General features: G+C 62.7%; 12 protein-coding genes. 7 read left to right on the top strand and 5 right to left on the bottom strand.

Annotation, left to right across the window (positions count from 1 at the left end):
• The first annotated feature begins 80 nt into the window (after positions 1-80).
• On the top strand, positions 81-1,682 hold the full coding sequence (locus tag GKR99_19360; GenBank protein ID NKB29598.1) for a L,D-transpeptidase family protein: 1,602 nt from the start codon (positions 81-83) through the stop codon (positions 1,680-1,682).
• A gap of 313 nt (positions 1,683-1,995) precedes the next feature.
• On the opposite strand, the gene ilvC is transcribed toward GKR99_19360, so the two are convergent.
• Positions 1,996-3,018, bottom strand: a complete 1,023-nt coding sequence (ilvC, locus tag GKR99_19355; protein ID NKB29597.1) for a ketol-acid reductoisomerase — start codon at positions 3,016-3,018, stop codon at positions 1,996-1,998.
• Positions 3,019-3,152: 134 nt separating this feature from the next.
• Between ilvC and GKR99_19350 the strand changes: the two genes are divergently transcribed.
• Both GKR99_19350 and GKR99_19345 read left to right on the top strand, forming a co-directional pair.
• Positions 3,153-3,608: a winged helix-turn-helix transcriptional regulator gene (locus GKR99_19350; protein ID NKB29596.1), complete on the top strand. Its 456-nt coding sequence runs from the start codon at positions 3,153-3,155 to the stop codon at positions 3,606-3,608.
• The gene (locus GKR99_19345; protein ID NKB29595.1) at positions 3,605-4,063 is read left to right on the top strand and encodes an AsnC family transcriptional regulator; all 459 of its coding nucleotides are present in this window, start codon (positions 3,605-3,607) and stop codon (positions 4,061-4,063) included. Before GKR99_19350 ends, GKR99_19345 begins: the two co-directional genes overlap by 4 nt.
• A gap of 136 nt (positions 4,064-4,199) precedes the next feature.
• Here the strand turns inward: GKR99_19345 and GKR99_19340 are convergent, their stop codons facing one another.
• On the bottom strand, positions 4,200-4,841 hold the full coding sequence (locus GKR99_19340) for an FCD domain-containing protein (GenBank protein ID NKB29594.1): 642 nt from the start codon (positions 4,839-4,841) through the stop codon (positions 4,200-4,202).
• A 104-nt stretch (positions 4,842-4,945) separates the two neighbouring features.
• On the opposite strand from GKR99_19340, the gene GKR99_19335 reads away from it, so the two are divergent.
• Both GKR99_19335 and GKR99_19330 read left to right on the top strand, forming a co-directional pair.
• Positions 4,946-5,617 carry a pyrimidine 5'-nucleotidase gene (locus GKR99_19335; GenBank protein NKB29593.1) on the top strand — a complete coding sequence of 224 codons (672 nt, stop codon included), beginning with the start codon at positions 4,946-4,948 and terminating at the stop codon, positions 5,615-5,617.
• Positions 5,618-5,620: 3 nt separating this feature from the next.
• Positions 5,621-6,796: an NAD(P)-binding protein gene (locus GKR99_19330; GenBank protein ID NKB29592.1), complete on the top strand. Its 1,176-nt coding sequence runs from the start codon at positions 5,621-5,623 to the stop codon at positions 6,794-6,796.
• A gap of 6 nt (positions 6,797-6,802) precedes the next feature.
• Here GKR99_19330 and GKR99_19325 read toward each other — a convergent pair whose 3' ends face one another.
• The 3 genes from GKR99_19325 to GKR99_19315 form a co-directional block, all read right to left on the bottom strand.
• Positions 6,803-7,930, bottom strand: a complete 1,128-nt coding sequence (locus tag GKR99_19325) for an aminotransferase class V-fold PLP-dependent enzyme (protein NKB29591.1) — start codon at positions 7,928-7,930, stop codon at positions 6,803-6,805.
• 329 nt (positions 7,931-8,259) lie between these two features.
• Positions 8,260-9,903, bottom strand: a complete 1,644-nt coding sequence (locus GKR99_19320; GenBank protein NKB29590.1) for a thiamine pyrophosphate-binding protein — start codon at positions 9,901-9,903, stop codon at positions 8,260-8,262.
• Positions 9,904-10,045: 142 nt separating this feature from the next.
• Entirely contained in the window at positions 10,046-11,071 is a 1,026-nt protein-coding gene (locus GKR99_19315) for a substrate-binding domain-containing protein (protein NKB29589.1), read from the bottom strand.
• A gap of 98 nt (positions 11,072-11,169) precedes the next feature.
• On the opposite strand from GKR99_19315, the gene GKR99_19310 reads away from it, so the two are divergent.
• Positions 11,170-12,681, top strand: coding sequence for a C4-dicarboxylate ABC transporter permease (locus GKR99_19310; GenBank protein ID NKB29588.1), 1,512 nt, complete (start codon positions 11,170-11,172; stop codon positions 12,679-12,681).
• Positions 12,678-13,133, top strand: a complete 456-nt coding sequence (locus tag GKR99_19305) for a tripartite tricarboxylate transporter TctB family protein (GenBank protein NKB29587.1) — start codon at positions 12,678-12,680, stop codon at positions 13,131-13,133. The genes GKR99_19310 and GKR99_19305 overlap by 4 nt, the downstream gene beginning before the upstream one ends.
• Positions 13,134-13,137 lie beyond the last annotated feature (4 nt).

Here is a 13,137-nt window from a genome sequence, read left to right as displayed (position 1 = left end):
CCGCACAGTTAGCCGAGTGAGTCACAATGCATCTGTCGTCCCTGATACGCCGCTTCACATTCGTTTCGACTGCCGCACTGATGGCAGGGGCATTTGTTCCCGCGCCGGGTGCCGCGCAATCAACGCATTCTTCGCCGACACCAGCCATTTCGGTGACCGATGCCGAGGTGACGGCTTTCAAACAGGCCGTCGCGGCGCGCGCTTCCGGGGACGAGGTTGTGGCGCAGTTCTACCGCGACACCGGGTATCAGGCGATCTGGACCGGTGCGGACGAAGATGACCGGGATCGCCGGGCGGCGTTGCTGTATGCAGTCTCCTCAGCGTCGATCCACGGGTTGCCGTCGGGGCGTTACCAGCCGGACGCGCTGGAAGCGCAGATGGCGGCCGCGCGCAGTGACCGCGACCGGGGTCGCCTGGAGGTTGATCTGACCATTGCGTTCCTGCGCTACGCTCAGGACATTCAGACCGGAATTCTGACGCCGGGCAAAGTTGTGCGCGATATCAAGCGCGACGTGCCGGTGCGTGACCGGCGCGAGATCTTGGACACGTTCCTCGATTCGTCGCCGACGACATTCTTCCGCACCCTGATGCCACGCGCGCCTGAATATGCGCGGCTGATGAAAGAAAAGCTGCGGTTGGAGACGCTGATCCAGCAGGGTGGCTGGGGCCCGAAAATCGGCAGCACCAGCCTGTCGCGCGGCGACACCGGAGAGGCCGTGATCGCGCTTCGTAACCGTTTGATCGCAATGGGGTATCTGGAAAACAACGCCCGTACCGAATTCGACGCAAACATCGAGCGTGCGATCTATGGGTTCCAGTTTGACCACGGGTTGGAAGCCGATGGCGAAGCCGGTGCCAGCACCATTGCCGAGTTGAACAAATCCGCCAAGGACCGCCTTGGCCAGATCCTGGTCGCGATGGAGCGTGAGCGTTGGATGAACATCCCGCGCGGCGACCGGCATGTCTGGGTCAACCTCACCGATTTCAGCGCCGCGATCATCGACGATGACAAGGTGACTTTCCGCACCCGCAGCGTGATCGGCAAGGATCAGTCAGGGCGTCGCAGCCCAGAGTTTTCGGACGAGATGGAGCATCTGGTCATCAATCCGCAGTGGTTCGTGCCCCGCTCGATCGTAACCAAGGAATACCTGCCCAAACTGCAGGCCAACCCTTATGCGGTCAGCCATCTGCGGGTGACGGATTCGCGTGGGCGCGTGGTCAACCGCGGCTCGGTCAATTTCAACGCCTATTCGGCGCGCAGCTTTCCCTTCGCGATGAGCCAGCCGTCCGGGCCGCGCAATGCGCTGGGCCGGGTCAAGTTCATGTTCCCGAACAAGCACAACATCTATCTGCACGACACCCCCGCCAAAAACCTGTTCGAGCGTGAGGTCCGCGCCTTCAGCCACGGCTGTATCCGCCTGAACGATCCGTTCGATTTTGCCTATACGGTGCTGGCGCGTCAGACCGATGACCCGATCAAGTTCTTCCACACGCGCCTTGAATCCGGGCGCGAGGCACGGGTCGATTTGGACCAGAAAATCCCGGTTCACATCGTCTATCGCACCGTCTTTACCGACGCGCGCGGCAAGGCGCATTATCGCCGCGATATCTATGGCCGCGATGCCGAGATTCTGCGCGCGCTGGAAGATCAGGGCGTCGTCGTTGGTGCCGCCAACAGCTGACGCCCGTTCATTGAATGTGCCGATTTAATGGCGCGCCGATTCGGCGCGCTGTTTTCATCCGGGACATTGTGTGGTGACAGCGCCCTGATTTGACGCCAGCGGTGTCGGATTAATGGGTCCTGACCCTAAGCAATTCGCCGTTCATTATCAGGCCATGGCGACGACCAACAGCCGGTCCAGCACCTACCCAGCAGCGCCACTCAGATTGCCGCCGGCCACAGCGAGGGCCTCAGCCAGGAACAGCGGATCGGGGAGGTGGGCGTCGTATCAAACGAAAGACCCCGGCGCCTGGCCGGGGTCAATCTGATCTTGCTTAGTTCTTCGCCTTGTCGACCATCCGGCCTTCGCTGATCCACGGCATCATGCCGCGCAGCTTCTCTCCGACTTCCTCGATCTGGTGGGCGTCGTTCATACGGCGGGTGGATTTGAACATGGGCTGGCCGACCATGTTTTCGGCCATGAAGTCGCGGACGAATTTGCCCTGCTGGATGTCGTCCAGGATGCCTTTCATCCGCTTCTTGGTCTCGTCATAGGGCAGCACGCGCGGGCCGCTGACGTATTCGCCATACTCCGCCGTGTTGCTGATCGAATAGTTCATGTTGGCGATGCCGCCTTCATAAATCAGATCCACGATCAGCTTCACTTCATGCAGGCACTCGAAATAGGCCATTTCGGGCGCGTAACCAGCCTCGACCAGGGTTTCAAAGCCCATGCGGATCAGCTCTACCAGGCCACCGCAAAGAACCGCCTGTTCGCCGAACAGATCGGTTTCGCATTCTTCTTTGAAATCGGTCTCGATGATGCCCGAACGCCCGCCGCCGATGGCCGAGCAATAGGACAACCCGATCTCCAGCGCCTTGCCGCTGGCGTCGTTGTCGACGGCCACAAGGCAGGGCACGCCGCCGCCTTTGGTGTATTCGCCGCGCACCGTGTGTCCGGGGCCTTTCGGGGCCATCATGATGACGTCGACACCGGCCTTTGGCTCGATCAGACCGAAGTGGATGTTCAGACCGTGGGCGAAGGCAATGGCCGCACCTTCACGGATATTGTCGTGGACGTATTTGCGATAGGTCTCGCCCTGAAGCTCGTCGGGCATGGTGAACATCATCAGGTCGCACCAGGCGGCGGCCTCGGCGATGCCCATGACCTTCAGGCCCTCGCCTTCGGCCTTGGCAGCCGAGGCCGAGCCTTCGCGCAGGGCAACGACCAGGTTTTTCGCGCCGCTGTCGCGCAGGTTCAGCGCGTGGGCGTGGCCCTGGCTGCCATAGCCGAGGATGGCCACTTTCTTGTCTTTGATCAGGTTAATGTCGCAGTCGCGATCATAGTAAACGCGCATTTGGATGCTCCCTTGGATGCGTTGGATCTGGCGGCAGCATAGGTGTCTGTGCGGGGGAACACAGTGTTAGGTTTGACAAATTCATCAGATGGAATGAAATATCATTCGCAATATCGCAAAAACTGGAAAAAACCATGCTAGACGATCTCGACCGCCGCGTTCTGCGCAATCTGCAGGCAGACCCGGATATCGGATCTGCGGAATTGGCCGAACGGGTCGGCACCTCATCCGCTGTTGCATGGCGTCGGGTGCAGCGGATGAAGGACGCAGGCGTGATCCGGGCGACGGTGGCCGATATCGACTGGGCGGCGCTGGGCTATTCGGTTGAGGTTTCGCTTAGGGTCACGCTGGACAAAACCGCCGCCAATGCCTTCGACGATGTGATGGCCGAGGCGCGGCGGATCCCCGAGGTGCTGGAAATCCAGACCTTCCTGGGCCGCGTCGATCTGCGCCTGAAGGTGATCGCGCGCGACATGACCCATTATCAGCAGGTCTGGCGCACCCGCATCCTACGCCTTCCCCATATCGCGGATATCGAGGCATTGATGCATGTCGCTACGATCAAGACCGCGACGGACCTGCCGATATGATCGACCTGGATGATACCGACCGGGCGATCCTGCGAGAACTTCGTCGCGATGCGGGGCAGGGGGCCGGGGCGCTGGGGCGTGCGGTCGGCCTGTCACAGCCAGCTGCATGGCGGCGGCTGAAACGTCTGAACGCGGCGGGGCTGATCGCCCGCAAGCGGCTTGATCTGGATCTGGAAGCGCTGGGCCTTGGCGTCACCGTGTTCCTGGGCGTCAAACTGGCGCTGCGCGGACGCACCGCGCTGGGCGATGTTGAACGCGCGCTAAGCGCAATTCCCGAGGTTCAGACCGTCGAACACGTCCTTGGTCTTTACGATTACCGCCTGCGCGTCGTGGCACGCGACATTGCAGATTTCGAACGCATCCTGCGCCGCCGCATCATGACCCTGCCGGGCGTCGGAGAGGTTGAGGCGAACGTGCTGCTGAGCGAAGAGCGGCTGACAGGGCCGATTGGGTAGGCTCTGGTCAGGAGCCGCGCCTCCCTTTGTGCGGCGGCATCGCGATCTGATCGAAGTGCCCACCAGCCCCCAGGCCCGCCCCGAAAATCAGCGTCCGACAACGGTTTGGCCGGTCCGCTCAGCTCCGCGATCGCCGCTATTGCACGACACCCGCAACGCGGCGCAGGCGGGTTTCAAACGCCATCGAAATATGCGCCCGCAACGCTGCATCCGCCGCATCGCCATCTCCGGCCCTGATTGCGGCGACAATCGCCGCGTGTTCGTCCAGCGCCACCGCGCCGCGCCCTTCCACCGCCAGCGAGGTTGTCGCCATCAGCGCCATTGATCGATGCACAAGGTTCAACTGCTGCACCAGATAGCGATTGTGCGAGGCCAGATGCACCTGTTCGTGAAACCGTCGATTGGCACGCGCCAAAGCGTCAGGATCGCCCAGTAACTGGCGGTCTTCTTCGACCAGACCGGCCAAAACGCGCACCTCTTCAACGGTGGCATGGCGGGCGGCCAGCCTTGCGGCCAGGGCCTCAAGCTCGGCGCGCACGGCGTAAAGCTCGGCCATTTGGTTGTGATCCAGCGACGCCACGATCAGGCTGCGCCCGTCGCGCACCAGCAGGCTTTGGGTTTCCAGCCGCTGCAGAGCCTCGCGGATCGGGGTGCGGGAAACCTCGAACCGGTCGGCCAGATCGCTTTCGACCAGCCGGTCGCCGGGGCGGAACGTGCCGGTGTCGATCGCAGCAAGGATCATTTCATAGGCGTCTTTGGGTGTCGGAGTGCGGGCCATTGCCAGACCTTTCAAAGCAGTGTCGCGCCACCCTAGGCGGCGTGAACAGGGCGCGGCAAGACGCGCTCTTGTCGCGGCCCCGGCGCGGGGATAGCGTCCGGCCCATGCCAGCATCCGCCTTTGCACATTTCCGCCATTGGGTCTTTGACCTGGACAACACGCTTTATCCGCCCAGCGCGGCCCTGTTCGATCAGATCGAGGTCAGGATGATCGCCTACGTGATGCGTGAACTGGGCGTGGACCATGATCGCGCAAACCATCTGCGCGCCAGCTATTGGGCGCAGCACGGAACCACGCTGGCCGGGCTGATGGCGCATCACGATGTCGACCCGGTGCCCTATCTGGCCGAAGTGCACGACATTTCGTTTGACGACCTGACCCCCGACCCTGTGCTGGCCGACCGTATCGCGGCCCTGCCGGGTCGCCGCATCGTGTTTACCAACGGTGATGTCGCCTATGCGCAGAACGTGTTAGAGGCGCGCGAGTTGGGCGCGACCTTCGATGCCGTCTATGGCGTGGAAGAGACGGGGTTTATCCCCAAACCCGAAGCCCCCGCGTTCGAGGCTATCTTCGGCCTCGACGGGACGGATCCTGCCAGTGCCGCGATGTTCGAAGATGACCCGCGCAATCTGGCCGTGCCGCATGCGCTGGGCATGCAATGCGTGCTGGTCGGCCAGGCCGAACCTGCCGACCACATCCACCATCAGACCACCGATCTGACGGATTTCCTGACCCGCGTGGCTCCGCCCCCGGGCGGCGCGGGCGGCGGCGCGTAGGCGATGCAGCATTGCGATATCCTGATTGCCGGCGGTGGTCTGGCCGGGCTGATCGCGGCAGCGGCGCTGGCGGATCAGGGGTTCGAGGTCATGCTGGTCGATCCCGGCGCGGATGGGTCTGACGCTGGTGGAGACACTCGTTCAACCGCCTATCTGCGCCCGGCGCAGGCGCTGCTGGACGACATCGGGTTTTGGGATCAGCTTGCACCGCTTGCGACCCCGTTGGCGCAGCTTCGTATCATCGACACTGCGGGCGATCCGCCGCGCGCCGTCGATAGCCGCACCTTCCAGCCAGAGGCCGAGGGGCCATTCGGGTGGAACCTGCCCAACGCCAGCACGCGCAGCGCCCTGTGCCGGGCGATCACGGATATGCCAAACGCCTCATTGCGTTTTGGCACCGCGCTGCGCGGGTTTCTGGCGCGCGATGCCTCGGTCCGGGCAACGCTGGATACCGGAGAGCGGATCGAGGCCCGGTTGCTGATCGGTGCAGACGGCCATGCGTCAGCCGTTCGCAAGGCCTGCGGGATCGAGGTTGCGACCACCCGCTACGGCCAGAAGGCGCTGGCCTTTGATGTAACCCATGAACTGGCGCACAGCGATATCTCGACCGAGGTTTATGCGAGTGGCGGGGCCTTTACGCTTGTCCCGCTGCCAGACCGGGATGGGCGGCCCGCCTCGGCCGTTGTCTGGATGGAGGACGGCCCGCGCGCGCTTGATCTGGCCTCTTTGGAGGACGCAGCATTTTCAGCCGCCGCAACCGCCCGGTCGTGCGGGGTTTTGGGCGCGCTGCAACTGGACAGCGCGCGCGCGGTGTTCCCGGTTGTCAGTCAGCGCGCGACCATGCTGACGGCACGACGGGTGGCACTGATTGCCGAGGCTGCGCATGTCATTCCGCCAATCGGGGCACAAGGGCTGAATACGTCACTGAAAGATGTTGCAGCGCTGGTCGATCTGGCGAAAAGCGACCCCGTTGCCCTTGGCAGTTCCGCGATGCTGGAACGCTATGAACGTGCCCGCATGGTCGACATACGTGCCCGGATGGCGGCAATCGACGCCTACAACCGCATTTGCCGCTCAGGGGCGGGCTGGGTGCGGAAGGTGCGGGTCGAAGGATTGCGGCTGGTGCATGATCTGGCGCCGGTCCGGCGCGCGGTCATCCGGGCCGGACTTGGCGGATAGGCGGCTTCAGAATACCCGATCAAAGGCTGCTTCAAGCCGCGCCACGCTGGCGTCCGCGTCTGCCAGCTTATCAAGCCCGAACAGACCAATGCGGAAGGTCGAAAACCCCTCACCCTCACCCACCTGCAATGGGACACCTGCGGCGACCTGAAACCCTTCGGCAGCGAAGGCCCGGCCAGACTGAACCTCGGGGTCCGAGGTATAGCTGACCACAACGCCCGGCGCGCCAAAGCCTTCGGCGGCGACAGACCGGACGCCGCGCGCGCTCAGCGCTGCGCGGACCCGGTTCCCCTGATCCCATTGCGCCGCTTTCAGTTCTTCAAAGCCGACCTCTGACGCTTCGACCATCGCATCGCGGAAGCCGCGCAGCGCGTCGGTGGGCATGGTGGCGTGATAGGCATGACCGCCGCCCTCGAACGCCTCCATGATCGACAACCATTTGCCCAGATCGGCCGAAAAGCTGGTCGATGCGCGCGCTTTCACCCGCTCGACGGCGGTCTGCGACAGCATCACCAGCCCGGCGGCGGGCGACGCGGACCAGCCCTTTTGCGGGGCCGAGATCAGCACATCGACACCCAACGCTTTCATGTCCACCCAGACACAACCCGACGCGATGCAATCCAGAACCAGAAGCGCGCCGACAGCGTGGGCTGCCGCCGCCACCTCTTTGATCCAGTCATCCGGCAGGATAATCCCTGACGAGGTTTCCACATGCGGCATGAACACGACTGCGGGCCGAACCTCGGCGATCTTCGCGGCAACCTCGGCTGCGGGGGGCGGCGCGAAGGGCGCTGTCGCCTCGTTCCCGGTGCGCCGCGCGGTCATCACATGTTCTTCCGACGGGATCGACCCGGCCTCAAAAATCTGGCTCCACCGGTACGAGAACCAGCCGTTGCGCACGACCAGCACGGTTTCATCCGTGGCAATCTGGCGCGCGACCGCCTCCATCCCGTAGGTGCCGCCGCCGGGAACGATTGCCACCGCGTCAGCGTTATAGACCTGGCGCAGCATCCCCGAGATATCGCGCATGACGGTCTGGAACTGCGCGCTCATGTGGTTCAGCGACCGGTCGGTAAAGACGACCGAGTATTCCAGCAAGCCGTCAGGGTCGATGTCGTTGCGCAGGGCGGGCATGGCAGATCTCCGGTTTTGGTTTGCACCCGGTTAGCGGGAAGCGATGTGCCTGTCCATGCGGTCGATTTGCACTGTCTGCGATTTAATCCGACACCGCTGGTTTGACAGATTTTCTGTCTGACAAGGATTAGGCTGAAGGAATAGTGTTTCTATTTCAAAGATCTAAGACGATGTCAGGCTGGAAATCCGTCAAATCCGAAGGACGTCAAATCTGCTTCATCTCAGCGGTTCAGGCCGCTTGAAAAGTGAACCACACTTCCCTGCGCGTCCCAAACCACTGATATTTCGCGGATTTGACGCCAGCGGTGCCGGATTAATGGGTCCTGACCCTAGGACGTCAGCGGAACGCCGGGCGCCAACAGGGAAGGATCGACGGCAACCTCGATCAGGTTCACGCCGCCGCGCCCGCGGGCGGCTGCAAGCGCGTGTTGAAACGACGCCAGATCATCAACTTTTTCGGCATGGGCCGTGAACGAGCGGGCAAAGGCGCAGAAGTCGGAGTTGATGAGGTCAGTGCCCGAGACGCGGCCGGGAAATTCACGCTCCTGATGGGCGCGGATGGTGCCGTAACGGGCGTTGTTGATGACGATGACGGTCAGGCGCAGGCCGTGGTGGCAGGCTGTTGCCATCTCTTGGCAGGTCATCATGAAACAGCCGTCGCCCGCAATCGCAAAGACTTCGCGTTCGGGCGTGGCGGTGGCAGCGGCAATGGCGGCTGGCAGACCATATCCCATCGAACCAGAGGTCGGTGCCAGTTGCGTTCCGGGTTCGCGGAACCGGAAATAGCGGTGCAGCCAGCCGGCGTAATTGCCGGCACCGTTGCACAGGATCGCGTCGCGGGGCAGGTCGGCCGCCATATGGGCGAACATCGCTGCAAGGGCATCACCCGCGTCGGGTTTTCCATAGGCCTCGAACGCGCGCCGCAGTCCGTTGCGGCGCGGCTCGAAACGGTCGGGCGCAATCGGGGCCCACTCGGCCACGGCGTTGCAGAAGCTTTCGGTGTCCGCGATCAGCGAGATCTCGGGCTCGAACACGCGGCCCGGTTCTTCGGCGGCGGGAAACACATGCGCCAGCGACTGGTGCGGCACGGGGGCATTCAGCAGCTTGTAGCCGCCGGTCGTGATCTCGCCCAGGCGGGGACCGATGGCGATCAGCAGGTCGCTTTCTGCCACGGCCATATCCAGAAACCCGGCCCGCCCGACGGCGAAGTGGCCGACATAGTTCGGATGATCGTTGTTCATCAGCGCCTGGCAGCGGAACGAGGCGGCGACCGGCAGGTTTTGCACCTTTGCGAAGCGTTCCAGACTTTCGATGCCGCGCGCCGTCCAACTGCCACCGCCTGCGATGATCATGGGGCGTTGGGCGTCAGAAAGCCGGTCCCGCAGCGCCCCGAGCGTCTTTGGCGAAGGCTGAAAGCGAGGCGGTTCGACCCGCCGCGGGGGCGTTGGCGCGGGCAGCATGTCATAAAGCATGTCTTCAGGCAGCGCCAGAACGACCGGGCCGGGCCGCCCGGACATGGCTGTGCGATAAGCGCGGATCAGGTATTCCTGAATACGCGCCGGATCGTCGATCTGCGCCACCCATTTCGCCATCTGGCCAAACATGCGGCGATAGTCGATTTCCTGAAACGCCTCACGCTCGACCATGCTACGGGCGACCTGGCCGATGAACAGGATCATCGGCGTCGAATCCTGAAACGCGATGTGAAGGCCCGCACTGGCATTCGTCGCGCCGGGACCACGGGTGACCATGCAGATGCCGGGCCGCCCGGTCAGCTTGCCATACGCATCGGCGGCCATCGCAGCACCGCCTTCCTGGCGGCAGGTGATGAATCCGATCTCGGAACCGCGCCCGTGCATGGCGTCCAGAACCGGAAGATAGCTTTCGCCGGGGACGCCGAATACATGGGTGCAGCCTTGCCCGACCAGAAGGTCAACAAGATGGTCGGCGGCGCGAATCTGGTTCGGTCTCATTCTGGCATCCTCGCCCTGTTTCCCAAGCCCCGGTTCGGGGTCCGTTCTGGCGCAACGCGCCGCCAGGGCCAATGGTTTTCTGGCGTTCACGGGCGCCCCCCCGCGCGGGGCTACGGACCAGCCACTGCGCGCTGCGGACCCGTCAGGCGCGCGCTGTCGAGTGGCGCTGAAGCAGGCGCAGATCACAGCGCTGGCGCGTCACCTCGTCGGTTTCGCTTCGCAGAAGGCGCAGCAGTTCCTGACCGGCCATGGTGCCTATGGTGCGCGCCGGAATCCTGACGGTGGTCAGCGCGGGCTCAATCTCGGACGAGCCCTTGAAATCACCGATACCGACAATCGACAGGTCGCGCGGCAGGCGCAGCCCGTGGCGCTGGGCCGCGAATATCGCACCCTGGGCGATGACATCGTTTCCGCACAGCAGCGCGGTTGGCTGATCGGGCAGGGCCAGGATCTCCAGACAGGCGCGCTTGGCCTCGGATATCAGATAGGGCGCGCGCGAGCGCCAGATCTCGGGCACGTCAATGCCTGCCGCGCGCAGCGTATCATCCGCGCCCTGCCACCGATCCCGCGCACGGTCATTTTGGTGGGTGTCGGGAAACAGCGTCGCGATCCTGCGATGGCCAAGGTCGATCAGATGCTGCGCGGCCAGTTTCCCCGCAAGCCGGTTGTCGGCCCCGACACAGGGCAATGCGCTGTCGGGATCAAAGTTCCACATCGAGATTGTGGGAACCTTCTGTTCCTCGATCAACTGGAAGGTTTCATCGGCGTGATGGAGCCCGATAAGGGCGATGCCATCGACGCGGTGTTCCAGAAATTTGCGCAACACCGAGTATTCGCGTTTCAGGTCAAATCCATGGCTGGCCATCAGGATTGTGAACCCTTCGTCATCCACCGCGTCCGAGAACGCCTGCACCACTTCGCCAAAGATCGCGTGGTCGATGGTGGGGACCACGACGCCGATGGTGGCAGAGCGTTTTCCGTGCATCGCCTGCGCCGCCCGGTTGCGGATATACCCCAGCTTTCGCACCGCCCGATCAATCTTTTTCCGAGTCGCCGGATTCACCAGATCGGGGTGGTTGAAGCTGCGCGATACCGTCGAAATTGACACGCCCGCAGCCCGTGCAACGGCATGGATGTCCGACTTAATATGCTGTTTTAATGTGGTAATATTGGATGCCTCCGCTCATTTTATGAAAACATTTGCATTACTGTTTTCATCCCATAGCCTGATGCATCAGTCAATGATTGGCATCATGCGGAGGGGCCATGGAGTTTCTTGGATATTTTGGTGAGGTTTTCACACCACTATCCTTTGGCCTGCTGCTGATCGGCACGATTGGCGGGCTGATCCTTGGCGCGACGCCGGGCCTGTCGCCGACGATGGCTGTGGCGTTGCTGATCCCGTTTACCTTCAAGCTTGAGGCGACGCAGGGGCTGATTCTGCTGGGGGCGGCCTATACCTCGACTGTGGCGGGGGGCGCTGTCAGTGCGATCCTGCTGAAGATACCGGACGCGCCGGCGAATATCGCAACGACGCTGGACGGGCATACGATGGCCACCCAGGGGCGCGGGGCCGAGGCGTTGCAAATCTCATTCCTTGCATCCGCCGTCGGGGGCATTTTCGGAGTGCTGCTGTTGATCTTCCTGACGCCGGTTCTGGCGGAATGGGCGCTGGCCTTCGGGCCGTCGCACCTGTTCTGGATGGCGATCCTGGGGGTGACGATCATTGGCTCGCTCGATGGGTCGTCCGTGGTCAAGGGGCTGCTGTCGGGCTGTATCGGCATGTGGCTGGCAACCATCGGGTTTGACGACATCATGGGTGCGCAGCGCTTCATCTTTCACAACAGTCTGAGCGGCGGCATCAACATCATCGCCGCGTTGATCGGGCTATTCGCAATCCCCCAGGTTCTGACCATGTTCGCCAAAGGGCGGCATCAGGTGAACATGGAGGTCATCAAGGTCGAAAAGCACGCCATCGGGGACGCCTTCAGAGAGGTTTTCCGCCGCGCCCGCGCGCTGTCCATCGGCACCGCCGTCGGATCGGTCATCGGACTGATCCCCGGTGTCGGCGGACAGATTGCCGGGCTGGTGGCTTATGACCAGTCGAAGAAATTCAGCCCGGAACGGGAAAAATTCGGCACTGGCCATTCCGAGGGCGTGATCGCCGCCGAAAGTGCCAATAACGCCATGGTCGGCCCGTCGCTGGTGCCGCTTTTGACGCTGTCGATCCCGGGCTCACCCACGGCTGCGGTACTGCTGGGTGGGCTGCTGATCCACGGGATTTTTCCGGGCAGTGATTTGTTCGACAATCACCCGGATGTGGCCTGGACCTTCATCAACTCGATGCTGATCGGGCAGGTGCTGATTTGCATCTTCGGCCTCTATGTCGCCGGACTGGCCGCGCGGGTCGCACAGGTGCCGCAATGTGTCATGGCCGCTGTTGTTCTGGGGCTGGCGGTGTTCGGCAGCTATTCGGTGCAATCCTCGATGGGGGATGTCTATGTGATGGCATCGCTCGGCGTGATGATGTTCTTCCTTGAACGCTTCGGCTTTTCCGCAGCACCGCTGGTTCTGGGCCTGATCCTTGGCCCGATTGCCGAGGCGAACTTCATCCAGGGCTCGATGATTGCCAATGCGACCGATGGGCTTGGGGTCTATTTCTTCGGTGGTCCACTGAACCTGGTTCTGATCGGCGTTGTCGTCGCCTCGATCATCTATTCGATCTGGATGGAGCTGCGCCACCGCCACGTCACCACCAAAGAGGATGCCCTGACATGAACCGCATGCAGCACATCATCCCTTCGGGCATCGTCGCTTTGGTCGGCATCTGGGTCGCCTATGTCAGCTACACGCAGACCCCGGCCGAGGCCTTCTTGTTCCCGCGCCTGATTGCGACCGTCTTCGTGATCCTGGCGCTTTGGACCTTTGGCAAGGCGGTGCTTGGACTGTCCAAGGTGGGCAGCGGCGTTTCGGTTGCGATGTGCCGCAATCTGGTGCCGGGGCTGCTGGTCATGGTGGTCTATGTCTTCTGGGCCGCCAAGGGGCTTGGGTTTTACACAGGCACGGCCATCGCGTTTTTCGTGGCCCTGTCACTTTATGATCCGGCCCCGCACGGAGCGGTCAAAAGCTGGGTCAAACGCCTCGTCATCACGGTGGGCTTCATCGCGGTCATGTACGCGTTGTTCGCCGTGGTTCTGAAAGTCTGGACCCCGAAAGAGGTTCTGTTCTAACCCG

It is taken from the genome of Paracoccaceae bacterium (assembly GCA_012103375.1).
GTDB lineage: Bacteria > Pseudomonadota > Alphaproteobacteria > Rhodobacterales > Rhodobacteraceae > WLWX01.
The sequence above is the reverse complement of the archived record's forward strand: the minus strand, read 5'-3'. Positions and strand labels throughout refer to the sequence as shown.

What these genes read in the sequence shown, in the direction of transcription:
- GKR99_19360 (NKB29598.1), top strand. Translation starts at nt 81, where the DNA reads ATGGCAGGGGCATTTGTTCCCGCGCCGGGTGCCGCGCAATCAACGCAT.
- ilvC (NKB29597.1), bottom strand. Translation starts at nt 3,018, where the DNA reads ATGCGCGTTTACTATGATCGCGACTGCGACATTAACCTGATCAAAGAC.
- GKR99_19350 (NKB29596.1), top strand. Translation starts at nt 3,153, where the DNA reads ATGCTAGACGATCTCGACCGCCGCGTTCTGCGCAATCTGCAGGCAGAC.
- GKR99_19345 (NKB29595.1), top strand. Translation starts at nt 3,605, where the DNA reads ATGATCGACCTGGATGATACCGACCGGGCGATCCTGCGAGAACTTCGT.
- GKR99_19340 (NKB29594.1), bottom strand. Translation starts at nt 4,841, where the DNA reads ATGGCCCGCACTCCGACACCCAAAGACGCCTATGAAATGATCCTTGCT.
- GKR99_19335 (NKB29593.1), top strand. Translation starts at nt 4,946, where the DNA reads ATGCCAGCATCCGCCTTTGCACATTTCCGCCATTGGGTCTTTGACCTG.
- GKR99_19330 (NKB29592.1), top strand. Translation starts at nt 5,621, where the DNA reads ATGCAGCATTGCGATATCCTGATTGCCGGCGGTGGTCTGGCCGGGCTG.
- GKR99_19325 (NKB29591.1), bottom strand. Translation starts at nt 7,930, where the DNA reads ATGCCCGCCCTGCGCAACGACATCGACCCTGACGGCTTGCTGGAATAC.
- GKR99_19320 (NKB29590.1), bottom strand. Translation starts at nt 9,903, where the DNA reads ATGAGACCGAACCAGATTCGCGCCGCCGACCATCTTGTTGACCTTCTG.
- GKR99_19310 (NKB29588.1), top strand. Translation starts at nt 11,170, where the DNA reads ATGGAGTTTCTTGGATATTTTGGTGAGGTTTTCACACCACTATCCTTT.
- GKR99_19305 (NKB29587.1), top strand. Translation starts at nt 12,678, where the DNA reads ATGAACCGCATGCAGCACATCATCCCTTCGGGCATCGTCGCTTTGGTC.